Here is a 15,503-nt window from a genome sequence, read left to right as displayed (position 1 = left end):
CGGGCTGCGGCTTACATCAGCGACTAGCGAAATATCACGATACCGCACACACATAGCCGGTTGTATTTCTTATTGTGCCGGCTGGTTACGGCGCACTCGCAACTCATGACGAGGAAATAATCAGACAATGAGCGCAGCAATCTTCCTATTGAGCCTGTCGGCGATCGCATCTCTTGTCGTCTTCCGAAAGACCCCACGGCCGGCGCCACGGCGCGTCGTCGTACGGTCCAACCACCGCCGCTAAGCGGCATTCTCAGGCGGCGGCCCTGGCGATATTCATGCCGCCGGCATCCGTCAAAAGGAAGGCTTCACCGCAAGCCTTGGCGAGCGTGCGCACCCGAAGGATATAGCTCTGACGCTCGGTGACCGAGATCACCCCGCGTGCATCCAAGAGGTTGAAGACGTGGCTTGCCTTGATGCACTGGTCATAGGCCGGAAATACGCACTTGTGCAGCAGCTGATTGGCATTGTCGCTCGGCGCACCGGCGGCGAGAAGCGCCTGGCACTCCTTCTCCGCATCGATGAAATGGCGATGCAGCATCTCGGTATTGGCGAATTCGAAGTTGTGGCGTGAGTATTCCTGTTCGGCCTGCAGGAAGACTTCGCCGTAGCTGATCTTTTCGTCACCTTCGCGGCCGTTGAAGTTCAGGTCGTAGACGTTGTCGACGCCCTGCACATACATCGCCAGACGCTCGAGGCCATAGGTCAGTTCGCCGGCAACCGGCGCGCATTCGATGCCGCAGACCTGCTGGAAGTAAGTGAACTGCGAGACTTCCATGCCGTCGCACCAACACTCCCAGCCCAGCCCCCAGGCGCCCAGCGTCGGGCTTTCCCAGTCGTCTTCGACGAACCGGATGTCGTGCAGCAGCGGATCGAGGCCGATCGCCGCCAGCGAGCCGAGGTAAAGCTCCTGGAGGTTCGGCGGGTTCGGTTTCAGGATGACCTGATACTGGTAATAATGCTGCAGGCGGTTTGGGTTTTCACCGTAGCGGCCGTCCGACGGACGGCGCGACGGCTGGACATAGGCAGCCTTCCACGGCTTCGGGCCGAGCGCGCGCAGCGTGGTCGCCGGATGGAACGTACCGGCGCCGACCTCCATGTCATAGGGCTGCAGAACCGCACAACCCTTGTCCGCCCAGTAGTTATGAAGCGTCAGGATCAGCGCCTGGAACGAGCGCTTTGGGTTCATATGGTCGGGAATCGATGCAGACATGGAGACAAGCCACCGGTTGCGTATTTTGCCGGACAGGTGCCATGGGAGAGGACAAGGGTCAATACATAACGCATGATCGGACCATGTTTTGGAAGGAGTTCCACGAACGTCAAGACAACGGTCACCTTGTCTCATAAGGATTTACGCGTTGCAGAAGAGCTCGTCGAGAACGGGCGTTTTCCAAGCGCATCCGATGTCATTGGCGAGGGTATCGCCCGGATGCGGCTTGAGGAGCAGGTCAATGGCCGATCTGCTTAGTCGGCCGTGAAGAACTCGGAAGCCGCTGATTTGACGTAAGAATTGAATGATCTGCAGATCTTATAGTTGCAGGAAACAGCCGCCGAACAGGCTGTTTCCTTGCAAAATCAGTTTGAGGTTTCCCTGGCTGGCGAAGCGTGATTCACTGGGTTATCGCGGTGAATCGGAGAGCCAGGCATGGGCAAACCACGTGAACGGCGCGAAACGGGTGAACAGGATCTATTCCGATCCCGGCTCGACCAGATCATCAACATGAAGCACGAACTGGTGCGTCTGGCGCAGGCCATTGACTGGTCAGTGCTGGAAGCCCGTTTTGGTGATGTCTATTCGGACGGAGCGGGCATGCCGCCATTGCCGACGCGGCTCATGGCGGGGCTGGCCATTCTCAAGCACACGTTCAACCTGTCGGACGAGGCCCTGTGCGAGCGCTGGGTGGAGAACCCCTATTTTCAGTACCTGTGCGGCGAGGAGTTCTTCCGGCACGAACTATCGTTCGACCGCTCCTCGATGACGCGCTGGCGGCAGCGCATGGGCGAGGAGCGGATCGCCGCGCTCTTGCAGGAGAGCCTGGCAGTGGCAGTCAAGACAGGCGCGATGAAGCCACAGGATACGCGGCAAGTGATCGTGGACACGACCGTTCAACCGAAGAACGTCATGTTCCCGACGGATGCCAAGCTTATTCACCGGGCGCGCGAACGGCTGGTGCGGCTGGCGAAGAAAATGGGGCTCGACCTGCGCCAGACCTATGTTCGGCTCGGTAAATTCGCCCTGATCCAGCATCAGCGCTATGCTCATGCGAAGCAATTCAAACGGGCTGGCAAGGCGCTGCGCAAGTTGAAGACCTATCTCGGTCGGACCGTTCGCGACATCGAGCGTCAGATCGCGGGCGACGAACAACTCGACGCGATCTTCAAATGGCCGGTCTATCAGGCAAAAACGGTCATGGAACAGCGGCAACGTCAGCATGGCCGCAAGATCTACAGCCTGCATGCCGACGAGGTCGAGTGCATTGGTAAAGGCAAGGCGCACAAGCCCTATGAGTTCGGGGTGAAGGTGTCCGTGGCCACAACACTGAACCGTTCAAAGGGCGGGCAGTTCGCGCTGCACGCGACGGCGCTGCCCGGCAATCCCTACGACGGCCACACGCTCGCGACCGTCATTCCGGATATGGAAAAGATGATCGGCAACGAGCTCTCCCGCATTCTGGCCGATGCTGGATACCGCGGCCATAATGCTCCCGAAAGTCACAAGCTGAGGGTCTTCACCAGCGGCCAGAAGCGCCGCCTCACGCCCGCCATCAAACGCCAGATGCGGCGACGATCGGCGGTCGAGCCCGTCATCGGACACCTCAAGAGCGAACACAGAATGGAGCGGAATTATTTCGCTGGCGAACAGGGTGATGCCGTCAATGCCGTTCTGGCGGCCGCCGGATACAACTTCTCCCTCCTGCTGCGATGGTTCAGGCAGCTTTTGTGTCTGTTAGCCGCACTACTCTTCCCGTTCCAGAGCCGACCAAAGCGGTATCTCCCTGCCTGAAAACGAGTTCTTCACGATCGACTGCTTAGTCGGCCGTGAAGAACTCGGAAGCCGCTGATTTGACGTAAGAATTGAATGATCTGCAGATCTTATAGTTGCAGGAAACAGCCGCCGAACAGGCTGTTTCCTTGCAAAATCAGTTTGAGGTTTCCCTGGCTGGCGAAGCGTGATTCACTGGGTTATCGCGGTGAATCGGAGAGCCAGGCATGGGCAAACCACGTGAACGGCGCGAAACGGGTGAACAGGATCTATTCCGATCCCGGCTCGACCAGATCATCAACATGAAGCACGAACTGGTGCGTCTGGCGCAGGCCATTGACTGGTCAGTGCTGGAAGCCCGTTTTGGTGATGTCTATTCGGACGGAGCGGGCATGCCGCCATTGCCGACGCGGCTCATGGCGGGGCTGGCCATTCTCAAGCACACGTTCAACCTGTCGGACGAGGCCCTGTGCGAGCGCTGGGTGGAGAACCCCTATTTTCAGTACCTGTGCGGCGAGGAGTTCTTCCGGCACGAACTATCGTTCGACCGCTCCTCGATGACGCGCTGGCGGCAGCGCATGGGCGAGGAGCGGATCGCCGCGCTCTTGCAGGAGAGCCTGGCAGTGGCAGTCAAGACAGGCGCGATGAAGCCACAGGATACGCGGCAAGTGATCGTGGACACGACCGTTCAACCGAAGAACGTCATGTTCCCGACGGATGCCAAGCTTATTCACCGGGCGCGCGAACGGCTGGTGCGGCTGGCGAAGAAAATGGGGCTCGACCTGCGCCAGACCTATGTTCGGCTCGGTAAATTCGCCCTGATCCAGCATCAGCGCTATGCTCATGCGAAGCAATTCAAACGGGCTGGCAAGGCGCTGCGCAAGTTGAAGACCTATCTCGGTCGGACCGTTCGCGACATCGAGCGTCAGATCGCGGGCGACGAACAACTCGACGCGATCTTCAAATGGCCGGTCTATCAGGCAAAAACGGTCATGGAACAGCGGCAACGTCAGCATGGCCGCAAGATCTACAGCCTGCATGCCGACGAGGTCGAGTGCATTGGTAAAGGCAAGGCGCACAAGCCCTATGAGTTCGGGGTGAAGGTGTCCGTGGCCACAACACTGAACCGTTCAAAGGGCGGGCAGTTCGCGCTGCACGCGACGGCGCTGCCCGGCAATCCCTACGACGGCCACACGCTCGCGACCGTCATTCCGGATATGGAAAAGATGATCGGCAACGAGCTCTCCCGCATTCTGGCCGATGCTGGATACCGCGGCCATAATGCTCCCGAAAGTCACAAGCTGAGGGTCTTCACCAGCGGCCAGAAGCGCCGCCTCACGCCCGCCATCAAACGCCAGATGCGGCGACGATCGGCGGTCGAGCCCGTCATCGGACACCTCAAGAGCGAACACAGAATGGAGCGGAATTATTTCGCTGGCGAACAGGGTGATGCCGTCAATGCCGTTCTGGCGGCCGCCGGATACAACTTCTCCCTCCTGCTGCGATGGTTCAGGCAGCTTTTGTGTCTGTTAGCCGCACTACTCTTCCCGTTCCAGAGCCGACCAAAGCGGTATCTCCCTGCCTGAAAACGAGTTCTTCACGATCGACTGCTTAATATCGGCAATTTAAAGTCAAACTATTCCGACCTGCGGAGAGCGCAGGCGAACACGACTTTCCCATATCGAACCATAAGAAACGACGCTCACCCCGGGCTCCGGGCAATTCCGGCTTCAGATAAAGCGGTTATTGCTTCGCTGTCGAGCGGGGTTAAGCACGCTCTATTGCGAGAACTCGCCTTGTCGCGACCGAACTAGTAGTCGGCCGGCACTTGCAGCCGGAAAGCGCCTATTCATTCGAGAGCCTGCTCGCGTTCTTCAGCGTTCTTCAGCGGTCACCATCATTCATCATCCCGCTTCACGCGGTATTCGCCGGTCACCGGATCCTTGACAAGCGTGCCGACGGCGCCGGTCTGACGCTCCTTCTCGGCACGGCGGGATTTTTCCTGCAGGCGCTTGGCATCGGAGATGAAGCGGCGGTAGAGCCACCAGGCAGCACCGACCAGGATTATGATTGTTATAAGCTGCGCCATCTCCCTTTTTCTTCTCCTCTCACAGTCCGTAGCGGCTCCACAATGCCTTTTCTTCCGCCGCTTCGACAAGTCCCGTCGCGAGACCTGATGCCAAGCCATCAATCGAGACGGGCGAGACACCGGGAATCCGCCGGCCGAAGAGACTGCGGGCGGCGGTGACGAGCTGCAGTCTGGTCTTCGGGCCGTAGCGCCTTTTCAGTTCCTGGCGCATGTCGCCGAGGCTGTCGACGAGGCCGAGTTCGAGCCCGCGCGTGCCGCTCCAGAACAGGCCGGAAAAGACGGTTTCGTCATCCTTCAGTCTGCCGGCGCGGCGTTCGCGCACCATGGTGATGAAGACCTCGTGGATCTCGAGCTGAAGTGTCTTCAGATATTCGATGTCCTTCTCTTTTTCAGGCTGGAAGGGATCGAGGATGACCTTATTTTCGCCGGCCGTATAGACGCGGCGCTCGACGCCGATCTTCTTGAGGAGTTCGGGGAAGCCGAAGCCACCGGAAACGACGCCGATCGAACCGACGATAGAGGTCGGGTCGGCAATGATTTCATCGCCGGCAAGCGCGATCATGTAGCCGCCGGAGGCCGCCACATCCTCGACGAAGACCAGCACCTTCTTCTGCTTCTCACGGGCAAGCTCCCGGATGCGCGTGAAGATGAGCCGCGACTGAACGGGCGAACCGCCCGGCGAATTGACGGCAATGGCGACAGCGGGAGCTTCCTTGTCAGAGAAGGCCTTTTCCAGCACCGGTGCGACATTGGCGAGATTGAGTATCGGGCGGAACTGGCCACCGCCGCTCATGATTGCGCCCTGAAGCCTGACGACCGGGATGATCACCCCTTCCTTGCGGAAACGCTTCGGTACTAGTTTTCTCAAAAATCCGGCCATTTCAAATCCTTCTCGCTCTCGGCATCGCAATCCATGTATGCAATGGAGCAGCAAACGCAATGGGCCACCTTCCCAACATGCATCCGATTTTTCATTTTGCGAATGACTTGCATTATCATTCTAATCGGGCATAGTGCGGGGCATTGGTCCCAAAAGCGGTAATCATATGGATGTTTTGAATCGTACTCCAAAAGGCGGCTGGCGGCACGACCGCGAAGAAGCCTCGCTTTCAGACGTTTATCGCACGATCGGCACAGGCCGCCCGGGATCGAAACTCCGGCGGATTGCCGCCTTTGCCGGCCCTGGCTACATGGTCGCGGTCGGCTATATGGATCCCGGAAACTGGGCGACCTCGCTCGCCGGCGGCTCGAAATTCGGCTACGCGCTGCTGACTGTGGCGCTGCTTTCGAACCTCATGGCGATCGTGCTGCAATCGCTTTGCGCCCGGCTTGCCATTGCTTCTGGCCGCGATCTGGCGCAGGCCTGCCGGGACGCCTTCCCGAAATTCGTTTCCGTACCGCTCTGGGCCTTTGCGGAAATCGCAATCATCGCGACGGACATTGCCGAGGTGATCGGCACGGCAATCGGCCTCAACCTGATCTTCGGCGTTCCGCTGGAACTCGGCGTGCTGATTACGGCGCTCGACGTTTTCCTTATCCTCTATCTGCAAAAGCTCGGCTTCCGCTGGATCGAAGCGTTCATCATCACGCTTCTCGGCGTCATTGCGCTGTGCTTCGGCGTACAGATCTTCCTCGCCGACCCGCAGTGGGGCGCCGTCATCACGGGCTTCTTCCCGACGACGGAAATCGTCAGCAACCCGGAAATGCTCTATCTGGCGCTCGGCATTCTCGGCGCGACGGTCATGCCACATAATCTCTATCTGCATTCCGGCATCGTGCAGACCCGCGCCTACGGGCACACCGTGCCGGAAAAGCGGGAAGCGCTGACCTATGCGACGATCGACTCGACCTTTGCGCTCTGCTTTGCGCTGTTGATCAACGCCTCGATCCTGATCCTGGCCGCAGCCGCATTCAACGCCCACGGCCGGACGGACATCGTCGAACTCGGCGAGGCGCACTCGCTGCTGTCACCGCTGCTCGGGCTTGCGATCGCACCCACGCTTTTCGGCATCGCCCTGCTCTGTTGCGGCCTGAATTCGACCGTGACGGCAACGCTTGCGGGCCAGATCGTCATGGAAGGCTTCTTGAAGATCAAGCTTCAGCCATGGGTGCGCCGTCTGATCACCCGCGCCATCGCAATCGTGCCGGCGGCGATCGTGACGATCTGGTACGGCAACCAGGGCACGGCACAATTGCTGATCCTGACGCAGGTCGTGCTCAGCCTGCAGCTTTCCTTCGCCGTCTTCCCGCTGGTGATGTTCACCGCCAGCAAGGCGAAGATGGGTGAGCTCGTCGCGCCGCGCTGGCTGAGCACTATTGCCTATGTGATCGCAGTCGTGATCGCCGGATTGAACATCAAGCTGCTTATCGACTTCGTGACCGGCTAAGCCTTGCATAGGCCGCGCGGCCATTGTTCAGATCGTCGACGAAGGGGGAGAACTTATGCGTTCCTTCTTCGTGCATGATAAGGGGTGCGCGCAATGAAAGCCGCGCCCGCGACCCCTTGATCGCCGTCACCAGGATGCGGACGGCATTCTCACCTTTGCGCGGATGGATGGCGGTAATCTCGATGCCGCCGAAGCGCCTGCCGCAGCCGGTGATGATGTCGGCGATCGATTCCGGCCGCGCAATCAGCGACAATTGCCCGCCGGGGATCATGATCGCGCCCGCGGTACGAAGCCACCTTTCGAAAAGACCATCCGTCATCGCATGGGCTTCAGCCTTCAGCGCATCCGGCGTTCGCCGGTCAGCCGCGTCGTTGAAAGGCGGGTTCATGATGACATGATGGAAGACCTCGTCGGCAAGGCCCGCGTCGTTGCGCGCCTTTGCCGTGAGCGTCACATCCGCCTCGACGACCGAAACGCGGCCTGCCACATGGGCGTTTTCCGGCAAGGCAATGCTTCGGCGGGCATAATCGGCCATTTCCGAAGAGCGTTCGAAAAGCACGGCCTGCGCCTTCTGCAGCCGGCAGACCACGGCCAGTCCGGCGGCACCGGCGCCGGCGCCAAGATCGGCAACCTTGATCGCACGGTCATCGGCAACGAGTGCTGCGAGCAGCATGGCATCCATGCCCGAACGGTGCCCCCTGCCCTTCGGCTGGACGATGAAAAAGCCGCCGCGATGGAAGGCATCGATCGTGTCGGAAGCGCCGTTCATGGCCACATTATTTCGCGATACGCAATTCGCCGGCGAGACCGGCATCCGTCAGGATACGGCGGGCCTGATCGGCTCGCTCCTCCTCGACGAGCAGACGGCGCGGCAGCATGCCGAGCGAGCCCTCGAGAATGCTCATATCCTGATCCGCGACAAAGCTGTGAATTCCCGCATCCTTCAGAAGACTCTGCGCATAGGATAATAGAACAGGGTCATTGGCGCGGATAAGTTCATGCATTTGCGGTCAATTCCCTTTCAATTCTGTGTTGCGCGACAATTCACCCCTTGCCGCTTCAATCGCCCCTTTCTATTGTCAATTCCAAAGAATGAACAGGAGTCCGGGTCGTTGGGCGTGGTCATACCGCTTGAAGAAAGCAAAAACAAACTGGCATCCGTCAAGCCGCTGGTCGATTTGACACGGGCGGACATGGAGCGGGTCAACCAGCTTATCCTTTCGAAGGCCGGTTCCGACGTGCAGATGATTCCGGAGGTCGCAAATCACCTGATCTCTTCCGGCGGCAAGCGCCTGCGCCCGATGCTGACGCTCGCATCGGCCTGTCTCTTCGACTATCGAGGCGAAAACCATGTCAAACTCGCGACCAGCGTCGAGTTCATGCACACGGCAACGCTGCTGCATGACGACGTCGTCGACGAAAGCGATCTACGCCGCGGCAAATCAACGGCGCGCACGATCTGGGGCAACCAGGCGAGCGTTCTCGTTGGCGATTTCCTGCTCGGCCAGGCCTTCCGCATGATGGTGGATGTCGGCTCACTCGATGCGCTCGATGTCCTTTCATCCGCCGCCTGCGTCATTGCCGAAGGGGAAGTGCTGCAGCTTTCGGTCGCCAAGAACATGGAGACGACGGAGGACGACTATCTTTCCGTTATCCGGGCCAAGACGGCAGCACTCTTTGCCGCTGCTGCCGAAGTCGGCCCGATCGTCGCAGACGCCGGCAAATCAGGCCGCAATGCGCTGAAATCCTACGGCATGAATCTCGGCCTCGCCTTCCAGCTTGTCGATGACGCGCTGGATTACGGCGGCAAGGCTGCCGATCTCGGCAAGAATGTCGGCGACGACTTCCGCGAAGGCAAGATCACCCTTCCCGTCATCCTCGCCTATCGCCGCGGAACCCAGGACGAGCGCGCCTTTTGGCGTGATGCGATCGAAGGCGACAACAGCACCGATGCCAACCTGGAAAAGGCCCTCGGCCTGATCACCAAATACGGCACGCTGAACGACACGATCTCGCGGGCCGTTCATTACGGCACGATCGCCCGCGACGCGCTGGCGCCGCTCCCCGAAACGGCCTGGAAATCGGCCCTCATGGAAGTGATCGATTTCTGCATCGAGCGGGTCAACTGATCAAAGGTCCTTGATCGCGGGCTGATTTTCTTGCAGGGCCGCTTCAAAAAAGCCATCCTATTGTGAATCAGTCTTTTCAACTGATTTCGCAGCCGCCGGATGAATCGGCTGCCCTGATGAAAGGTTTTCTAATGCGGCAGAGATATGCCATCCGTCTTCTTTCGAGCGCAGCCCTTGCAGCGGTCATTTCGCTCGGCGCGCTTGGCGGCGTGAATGCCGAAGAAGCGGCCAAGACGGACGATGCCAGCAAGAACGTGATCTTCGACCCGGATACGGTCGGTACTTTTGCGGGCGCATTTCTCGCTGCCCGCACGGCCGATGTCGATCATGACTACAAGACGGCGATCGAGCTCTACAAGAAGGCCCTCCAGATCGAGCCGGGCAACCCGGAGATCCGCCAGCGCCTGATGATCTCGCTGCTTTTGAACGGCAATATCGAAGATGGCGTGAAATATGCCAACGACCTGAAGAAGGATCCTTCCGTCGAGCGCATCACCACCGTCGTGCGCAGCATGGACGCGATGCGCCGCGGCGAGTTCAAGACCGCCGAAGCGATCCTGAAATATGACGGCCCGAACGACCTCGACCGCATGATGAACGACCTTTTGCTCGCCTGGGCGCGCGCCGGCGCCGGCCGCAACAAGGAAGCTCTTTCGATGGTCGAGAAGATGAAGGGCCCGGAATGGTTCGGCATCTTCCAGAACTATCATGCGGGCGCAATTGCGATCGTAACCGGCAACGTGGCGGCCGCGCGCAGACATCTGAACGATGCAGTGCTGGACAAGGATGGCGGCGCGACCGCACCCGACACCTTCATGCGCGCTGTCATGGCGCTTGCCCGCCTCGAAGCATCCCAGGGCAACAAGCAGAAGGCGCTCGACGCGATCTCGGTCGGTGACAACATGCTGCCGAACTATGCGCCGCTGAATGCGCTGCGCCAGAGCATCGAGAAGGGCGAAAAGCCGGAACAGCAGGTGCGCAACGCCGCGCAGGGCGCTGCCGCCGTGCTTTTCTCCATCGGCAGCGCGTTGAACCGCGACGGCGCCGAAGACATCGTCTCGCTCTATCTGCAGACGGCCAATACGCTTGACCCGAACAGCGCCGATACGCTGGTCCTTCTCGGCGGCATTGCTGAAAAACAGGACCAGACGGACCGCGCCATCGAATTCTACAGGCGCGTGCCGGAAAACTCGCCGATGCGACGCATCTCGGAGCTTCAGCTCGGCCTTGCCCTGGCACAGGGCGGCAAGACCGACGAGGCACGCAAACACCTCAAGGCGCTGATCGTTTCTGACCCGAAGGACGTCCGCTCCTATCTCGCCTATGGCAGCGTGCTTTCCGACGCCAAGGACTATGCGGAAATGGCGGCGAATTACGACAAGGCGGTGGAGGTGATCGGCCCGCTGCCGCGCCGCGCCGACTGGACCGTCTTCTTCCAGCGCGGAATCGCCTATGAGCGCCTGAAGAAGTGGGACCAGGCCGAGCCGAACTTCCGCAAGGCGCTCGACCTCAATCCGGATCAGCCGCAGGTTCTGAACTATCTCGGCTATTCATGGATCGACATGAACCGCAACCTCGACGAGGGCCTGACGATGATCAAGAAGGCCGTCGACCTTCGTCCGGACGACGGCTACATCATCGACTCGCTCGGCTGGGCCTATTACCGCCTGAACCGTTACGACGATGCCGTTGCCGAACTGGAAAAGGCCGCCGAGATCAAGGCCGGTGATGCGACGATCAACGACCACCTGGGCGACGCCTACTGGCGCGTCGGACGCAAGCTCGAGGCCGTTTATCAGTGGAACCGGGCGCTAAGTTCGGCACCGGAAGAGACCGAGATTCCGAGAATCAAGAATAAGATCGCGAACGGTCTGACGACGGACAACGACGACGCCAAGGCGGCCGACAAGAAGCAGCCGGATCCGGTGCCTGTTACGCCGCCGCCGGCCGACAAGAAGTCCTGACAACCCATGCCTGATGCGGGCATGAGCGGCGGCTTTGCGGTTACCGAAGATGCTCTCGCTAAGATCAATCTTGCCCTGCACGTGACGGGCCAGAAAGCCGACGGCTATCATCTGCTGGACATGCTGGTGACCTTTGCCGGCCACGGCGACAGGCTGGGCTTTGCCGCTTCGCCATCGGACGAATTCACGATCAGCGGACGGTTCGGCCCCGCTCTCGACATCGAATCCCGCAGCAATCTGGTGCTCAAGGCGCGCGACATGCTTCGGCAGGCAGCGTTGGCGCAGGGCGACCATGCGCCGCCGGTCCATATCCATCTCGAAAAGAACCTTCCGATCGCCTCTGGTATCGGCGGCGGTTCCGCGGATGCGGCAGCCGCCCTTCGCGGCCTCATGCGGCTTTGGAGCCTCCGCCTGCCCGGCGGGAGGCTGTCAGCGATCGCTCTCAGACTTGGCGCCGACGTTCCCATGTGCCTTGCGAACCGGCCGCTGATTGCGCGCGGGATTGGCGAACAGATCGAGCCCGTTGCCTTGCCCTCTTTTGCGATCGTGCTGGCCAATCCGCTGAAGGCGGTCTCGACGCCCGAGATATTCCGGCTGCTGACGGCGAAGAACAACCCGCCGCTTGCCTTGCGAGGCAGCGACTGGCTGGCGGCGATCGGGGCCAACCGGAACGATCTCGAGCCGCCTGCCCGCAAGCTTGTTCCCGAGATCGAAGATGTGTCGGCCGCATTGAAGGGCGCAGGCGCAAGACTTGTCCGCATGTCCGGCTCCGGCGCAACCTGTTTCGGCATCTTCGGCTCGATTGAAACAGCCGGAGCGGCCGCGGCAAAGCTTCACAGCGAACGGCCGGACTGGTATTTCCAGGCGACGGAAACGCTTTCGGGAGACAGGTGATGACAGGTATCGACGAACAGCGGCCGTTCATTCCCGTCGGCATCGCCGTGCTGACGGTTTCGGACACGCGCACGCTGGAGAACGACAAATCCGGCGACACGCTTGTGGCGCGGATCGCCGAGGCCGGCCACAAGCTGATGGACCGCGCCATCGTGCGCGACGACAAGGTGGCCATCGCAGCCCAGGTCAACGCCTGGACGGAGACTCACGGCATCGACGTCGTGATCACCACCGGTGGCACCGGCTTGACCGGCCGCGACGTCACGCCCGAGGCGCTGGAGCCGCTGTTCGAAAAGCGCATGGACGGCTTCTCGGCAGTCTTCCACCGCGTCTCCTACGACAAGATCGGCACATCGACGATCCAATCGCGGGCAACGGCAGGGGTTGCCAAGGCTACCTTCATCTTCGTGCTCCCGGGCTCGCCCGGCGCCTGCAAGGACGCCTGGGACGGCATCTTGAAGGCGCAGCTTGACTACCGCCACATGCCCTGCAATTTCGTGGAGATCATGCCGCGGCTCGACGAGCACATGAAGCGCGGCGTGGGGAAGTAGAAGGCGCGCTGCTGCCCGGGTGCGCCATTGCAGCAGCCTGCGTTCGCTATGTATCCAAGCCCGGCAAAGTGGGTATCGTTTCCCAGCTGTCACCCGACAGCAGGAAGCAGCTGACGCCGTGAACATCCGTTATGATGAGTGTCCAGGTGCCGCTCTTGGCGGCATAGACCTCAAGAATGGCGTTCTGGTTGATCAGTCCGACCGCGGTGAGCTTTTCGGCAAAGTTCTTGTCCAGGAACTTGACGACCTCGGATCGGCCTGCGCAACTGCGCATCATCTGCGATGCTGCCGAATGCGGATGCGCGATCACCAATGTCGTCAATATGACGGCCAGCAGGCCGCGGATCATATTGCGTTTCATGACGCACCTCCTTTCGCCGGAACCCGGCAGAAGAGGAGACTTCCGCTGTGACCTGTTCTGCCGCCTGTCGGCATTCCATGGTCGGCCGCCAAGAAGCGGGGCGCTCGGGCGGCGCCATGGCTGAATTATAGCGCGAAATCGTATCGGGCGCCATCTTTAGCGCGAGTGCTGAAAAGTTTGCGCGCTATCGTGCGGCGCGGGCGACCCAGGAGGGAATCAGCTCGCTGGAAAGCTTGCGCAGCTTCTGCCCCTTGGCAAATTCCGAAAGGCGCATTCCGCTTCTTGCGGCGGCAATCGCGTGTTTCTTCGACAGGAGAAGGCCGAGTTCCAGCGGCGGCAGCGACCGGCCTACACGCTGGAAAAACGGGCGCCTGTATCCGCGCGAGGCGGTGAAACGCGCCGGGACTTTGTTGAGGGCGACATATTCGGCGATCTCGTCTATCCAACCAGTCTGCGGCCGGGCGCCAGGTTCGACAAAAAGTAGCCACTCGCCGCGGGCCGAGCGCAATATATCCTTGATATCCCATTGCGAATGGAACCGGCACCCAGCCGCGTCCGCCACTCTGGATGTACCATCGCGCGAGCCGTGATCGAGCACGACCACGTCGCTTACGAGCCCTTCGATTGCACCCGCCACCAGCACCGATAAAGTCTGCGCCAGCTCAGGTTCCTGATCCTGGCACTCCAGAACAACCGTCAACATTGCCTGTTTATAAAGCGCCGCACAAAAATTTGCCAGCGTGACTTTCCTCATTTTGTTCTTGCATTGTTCTCTTTTTCTCGATAGGAATTTAATCATCAAGACGGACGAAGGCAATGGCCTTGTCGCGGGAGAATCGGATGAACGAACAGTCCCTTGCAGGGCAGGCTGCGTTTGCGCCTGCCAATACGGCGGATGTTGCCGAAGTGTTGATCGCCTCTTCCGGCCTTCGCATCGAGGGCGACCGGCGCCGCGGCCGCGCAGCTGGACTGAACCCCAGCGGGCGCTTCGAGCCGATGCACCGCGAGGCCTTCGACGACGCCTGGCAGACGCTGGAAGAACTGCCGCCCTTCAAGACCGAAGTGCAGATCGAAAAGCCGCGCACGGCGATTACCCGCAACGAGTCGCCGGACGTTCCGTTCGACCGTTCGATCAATCCCTATCGCGGCTGCGAACACGGCTGCATCTACTGCTTCGCCCGGCCGACGCACGCCTATCTGGGGCTTTCGGCGGGCCTCGATTTCGAAGCCAGGCTGTTTGCCAAGCCGGATGCGGCCAAACTTTTGGAGCGCGAGCTTGCGAAGCCCGGCTACAAGCCGCGGGTCATCGCCATCGGAACCAATACCGATCCCTACCAGCCGATCGAGAAGGAATGGCGTATCATGCGGCAGATCCTCGAAGTGCTGAACAAGGCGAACCATCCGGTCTCGATCGTCACCAAGTCGGCGCTGATTCTGCGCGATATCGATATCCTGCAGGAGATGGCAGCCAAGAGCCTTGTGCGTGCCGCGCTTTCGGTGACCACGCTCGACCGCAAGCTCGCTCGTGCGATGGAACCGCGCGCCGCAACGCCGCCGCGCCGGCTGGAGGCGATCCAGGCCCTGACAGAGGCGGGCATCCCGACCTCGGTGATGGCCGCTCCGATGATCCCCGCGCTGAACGACCACGAGCTGGAACGCATTCTCGACGCGGCAAAGGTTGCCGGTGCGCTGGAGGCGGGCTACGTGATCCTGCGCCTGCCGCTGGAAGTCGCTCCGCTCTTCCGCGACTGGCTGTTGCAGAACTATCCGGATCGCTACCGGCACGTCATGTCGCTGGTCCGCTCGATGCGCGGCGGCAAGGACTACGACGCCGAATTCGGCAAGCGCATGAAAGGCGCCGGCCCCTATGCCTGGCAGCTCGCCCGCCGCTTCGAGATGGCGACGAAACGGCTCGGCATGACAAGGCGCAGCATGCCGCTTCGCGACGATCTTTTCGTGCCGCCGGATGGCAGCGGCGTGCAGCTTTCGCTGCTTTAGCCGCCCGTCCGCACGCGGGGGTTCCCTGAGGCCGCCCGGCGAATGCCATAACGAGTTACCCCGCAGGAGGCCGCCGCCCTGGCCTCTTGCCGCCGCAAACGGCTCCCCTGCCCGTTTCGCGGCCTGAGCCCCCGGTGCGCCGCC

General features: G+C 60.7%; 15 protein-coding genes. 8 read left to right on the top strand and 7 right to left on the bottom strand.

Annotated features, from left to right (window positions below; genetic code table 11):
- Positions 1-253 precede the first annotated feature (253 nt).
- Positions 254-1,213, bottom strand: coding sequence for a glycine--tRNA ligase subunit alpha (locus QA644_RS02850; RefSeq protein ID WP_022716535.1), 960 nt, complete (start codon positions 1,211-1,213; stop codon positions 254-256).
- 435 nt (positions 1,214-1,648) lie between these two features.
- Between QA644_RS02850 and QA644_RS02845 the strand changes: the two genes are divergently transcribed.
- Complete coding sequence (locus tag QA644_RS02845) at positions 1,649-3,007, top strand: IS5 family transposase (protein WP_283068614.1); 1,359 nt, start codon at positions 1,649-1,651, stop codon at positions 3,005-3,007.
- Between the two features lie 206 nt (positions 3,008-3,213).
- Positions 3,214-4,572 (top strand): IS5 family transposase, encoded by a 1,359-nt coding sequence (locus tag QA644_RS02840; protein ID WP_283068614.1) that lies wholly within the window; start codon positions 3,214-3,216, stop codon positions 4,570-4,572.
- 311 nt (positions 4,573-4,883) lie between these two features.
- Here the strand turns inward: QA644_RS02840 and QA644_RS02835 are convergent, their stop codons facing one another.
- Together QA644_RS02835 and QA644_RS02830 are read right to left on the bottom strand one after the other, a co-directional pair.
- Positions 4,884-5,075, bottom strand: coding sequence for a hypothetical protein (locus tag QA644_RS02835; protein WP_194729108.1), 192 nt, complete (start codon positions 5,073-5,075; stop codon positions 4,884-4,886).
- A gap of 19 nt (positions 5,076-5,094) precedes the next feature.
- On the bottom strand, positions 5,095-5,955 hold the full coding sequence (locus QA644_RS02830) for a S49 family peptidase (protein ID WP_022716538.1): 861 nt from the start codon (positions 5,953-5,955) through the stop codon (positions 5,095-5,097).
- Positions 5,956-6,121: 166 nt separating this feature from the next.
- On the opposite strand from QA644_RS02830, the gene QA644_RS02825 reads away from it, so the two are divergent.
- Positions 6,122-7,462, top strand: coding sequence for an Nramp family divalent metal transporter (locus QA644_RS02825; protein ID WP_092583473.1), 1,341 nt, complete (start codon positions 6,122-6,124; stop codon positions 7,460-7,462).
- On the opposite strand, the gene QA644_RS02820 is transcribed toward QA644_RS02825, so the two are convergent.
- Together QA644_RS02820 and QA644_RS02815 are read right to left on the bottom strand one after the other, a co-directional pair.
- Positions 7,440-8,231: a methyltransferase gene (locus QA644_RS02820; protein ID WP_283070988.1), complete on the bottom strand. Its 792-nt coding sequence runs from the start codon at positions 8,229-8,231 to the stop codon at positions 7,440-7,442. The genes QA644_RS02825 and QA644_RS02820 overlap by 23 nt on opposite strands.
- A 7-nt stretch (positions 8,232-8,238) precedes the next feature.
- Entirely contained in the window at positions 8,239-8,466 is a 228-nt protein-coding gene (locus QA644_RS02815; RefSeq protein ID WP_194729106.1) for a DUF2007 domain-containing protein, read from the bottom strand.
- A gap of 108 nt (positions 8,467-8,574) precedes the next feature.
- On the opposite strand from QA644_RS02815, the gene QA644_RS02810 reads away from it, so the two are divergent.
- From QA644_RS02810 to moaB, 4 genes are all read left to right on the top strand, one after another.
- Positions 8,575-9,591: a polyprenyl synthetase family protein gene (locus QA644_RS02810; RefSeq protein WP_074066852.1), complete on the top strand. Its 1,017-nt coding sequence runs from the start codon at positions 8,575-8,577 to the stop codon at positions 9,589-9,591.
- A gap of 131 nt (positions 9,592-9,722) precedes the next feature.
- The gene (locus QA644_RS02805) at positions 9,723-11,555 is read left to right on the top strand and encodes a tetratricopeptide repeat protein (RefSeq protein WP_074070180.1); all 1,833 of its coding nucleotides are present in this window, start codon (positions 9,723-9,725) and stop codon (positions 11,553-11,555) included.
- Between the two features lie 6 nt (positions 11,556-11,561).
- Entirely contained in the window at positions 11,562-12,449 is an 888-nt protein-coding gene (locus QA644_RS02800; RefSeq protein ID WP_074066851.1) for a 4-(cytidine 5'-diphospho)-2-C-methyl-D-erythritol kinase, read from the top strand.
- Positions 12,449-13,000: a molybdenum cofactor biosynthesis protein B gene (gene moaB, locus QA644_RS02795; protein WP_074066850.1), complete on the top strand. Its 552-nt coding sequence runs from the start codon at positions 12,449-12,451 to the stop codon at positions 12,998-13,000. Before QA644_RS02800 ends, moaB begins: the two co-directional genes overlap by 1 nt.
- A 46-nt stretch (positions 13,001-13,046) precedes the next feature.
- Here moaB and QA644_RS02790 read toward each other — a convergent pair whose 3' ends face one another.
- The gene (locus QA644_RS02790; protein ID WP_074066849.1) at positions 13,047-13,361 is read right to left on the bottom strand and encodes a hypothetical protein; all 315 of its coding nucleotides are present in this window, start codon (positions 13,359-13,361) and stop codon (positions 13,047-13,049) included.
- A gap of 184 nt (positions 13,362-13,545) precedes the next feature.
- Positions 13,546-14,064 (bottom strand): glycosyl transferase, encoded by a 519-nt coding sequence (locus QA644_RS02785; RefSeq protein WP_283072439.1) that lies wholly within the window; start codon positions 14,062-14,064, stop codon positions 13,546-13,548.
- Positions 14,065-14,201: 137 nt separating this feature from the next.
- Here QA644_RS02785 and QA644_RS02780 point away from each other — a divergent pair, with 137 nt between their 5' ends.
- A complete protein-coding gene (locus QA644_RS02780; RefSeq protein WP_283070987.1) occupies positions 14,202-15,359 on the top strand; it encodes a PA0069 family radical SAM protein in 1,158 nt (385 codons plus the stop codon).
- The last annotated feature ends 144 nt before the right edge of the window (positions 15,360-15,503 follow it).

It is taken from the genome of Rhizobium sp. CC1099, from assembly GCF_029714385.1.
Lineage (GTDB): Bacteria > Pseudomonadota > Alphaproteobacteria > Rhizobiales > Rhizobiaceae > Rhizobium.
Note: the sequence above shows the minus strand (reverse complement) of the source record. Positions and strands in the feature narration are given on the sequence as shown.

Bases quoted from the DNA above. Each gene is read 5' to 3' on its own strand.
- QA644_RS02820 (WP_283070988.1), bottom strand. From the start codon at position 8,231: ATGAACGGCGCTTCCGACACGATCGATGCCTTCCATCGCGGCGGCTTT.
- QA644_RS02825 (WP_092583473.1), top strand. From the start codon at position 6,122: ATGGATGTTTTGAATCGTACTCCAAAAGGCGGCTGGCGGCACGACCGC.
- moaB (WP_074066850.1), top strand. From the start codon at position 12,449: ATGACAGGTATCGACGAACAGCGGCCGTTCATTCCCGTCGGCATCGCC.
- QA644_RS02800 (WP_074066851.1), top strand. From the start codon at position 11,562: ATGCCTGATGCGGGCATGAGCGGCGGCTTTGCGGTTACCGAAGATGCT.
- QA644_RS02840 (WP_283068614.1), top strand. From the start codon at position 3,214: ATGGGCAAACCACGTGAACGGCGCGAAACGGGTGAACAGGATCTATTC.
- QA644_RS02830 (WP_022716538.1), bottom strand. From the start codon at position 5,955: ATGGCCGGATTTTTGAGAAAACTAGTACCGAAGCGTTTCCGCAAGGAA.
- QA644_RS02815 (WP_194729106.1), bottom strand. From the start codon at position 8,466: ATGCATGAACTTATCCGCGCCAATGACCCTGTTCTATTATCCTATGCG.
- QA644_RS02785 (WP_283072439.1), bottom strand. From the start codon at position 14,064: ATGTTGACGGTTGTTCTGGAGTGCCAGGATCAGGAACCTGAGCTGGCG.
- QA644_RS02835 (WP_194729108.1), bottom strand. From the start codon at position 5,075: ATGGCGCAGCTTATAACAATCATAATCCTGGTCGGTGCTGCCTGGTGG.
- QA644_RS02850 (WP_022716535.1), bottom strand. From the start codon at position 1,213: ATGTCTGCATCGATTCCCGACCATATGAACCCAAAGCGCTCGTTCCAG.
- QA644_RS02790 (WP_074066849.1), bottom strand. From the start codon at position 13,361: ATGAAACGCAATATGATCCGCGGCCTGCTGGCCGTCATATTGACGACA.
- QA644_RS02845 (WP_283068614.1), top strand. From the start codon at position 1,649: ATGGGCAAACCACGTGAACGGCGCGAAACGGGTGAACAGGATCTATTC.
- QA644_RS02780 (WP_283070987.1), top strand. From the start codon at position 14,202: ATGAACGAACAGTCCCTTGCAGGGCAGGCTGCGTTTGCGCCTGCCAAT.
- QA644_RS02805 (WP_074070180.1), top strand. From the start codon at position 9,723: ATGCGGCAGAGATATGCCATCCGTCTTCTTTCGAGCGCAGCCCTTGCA.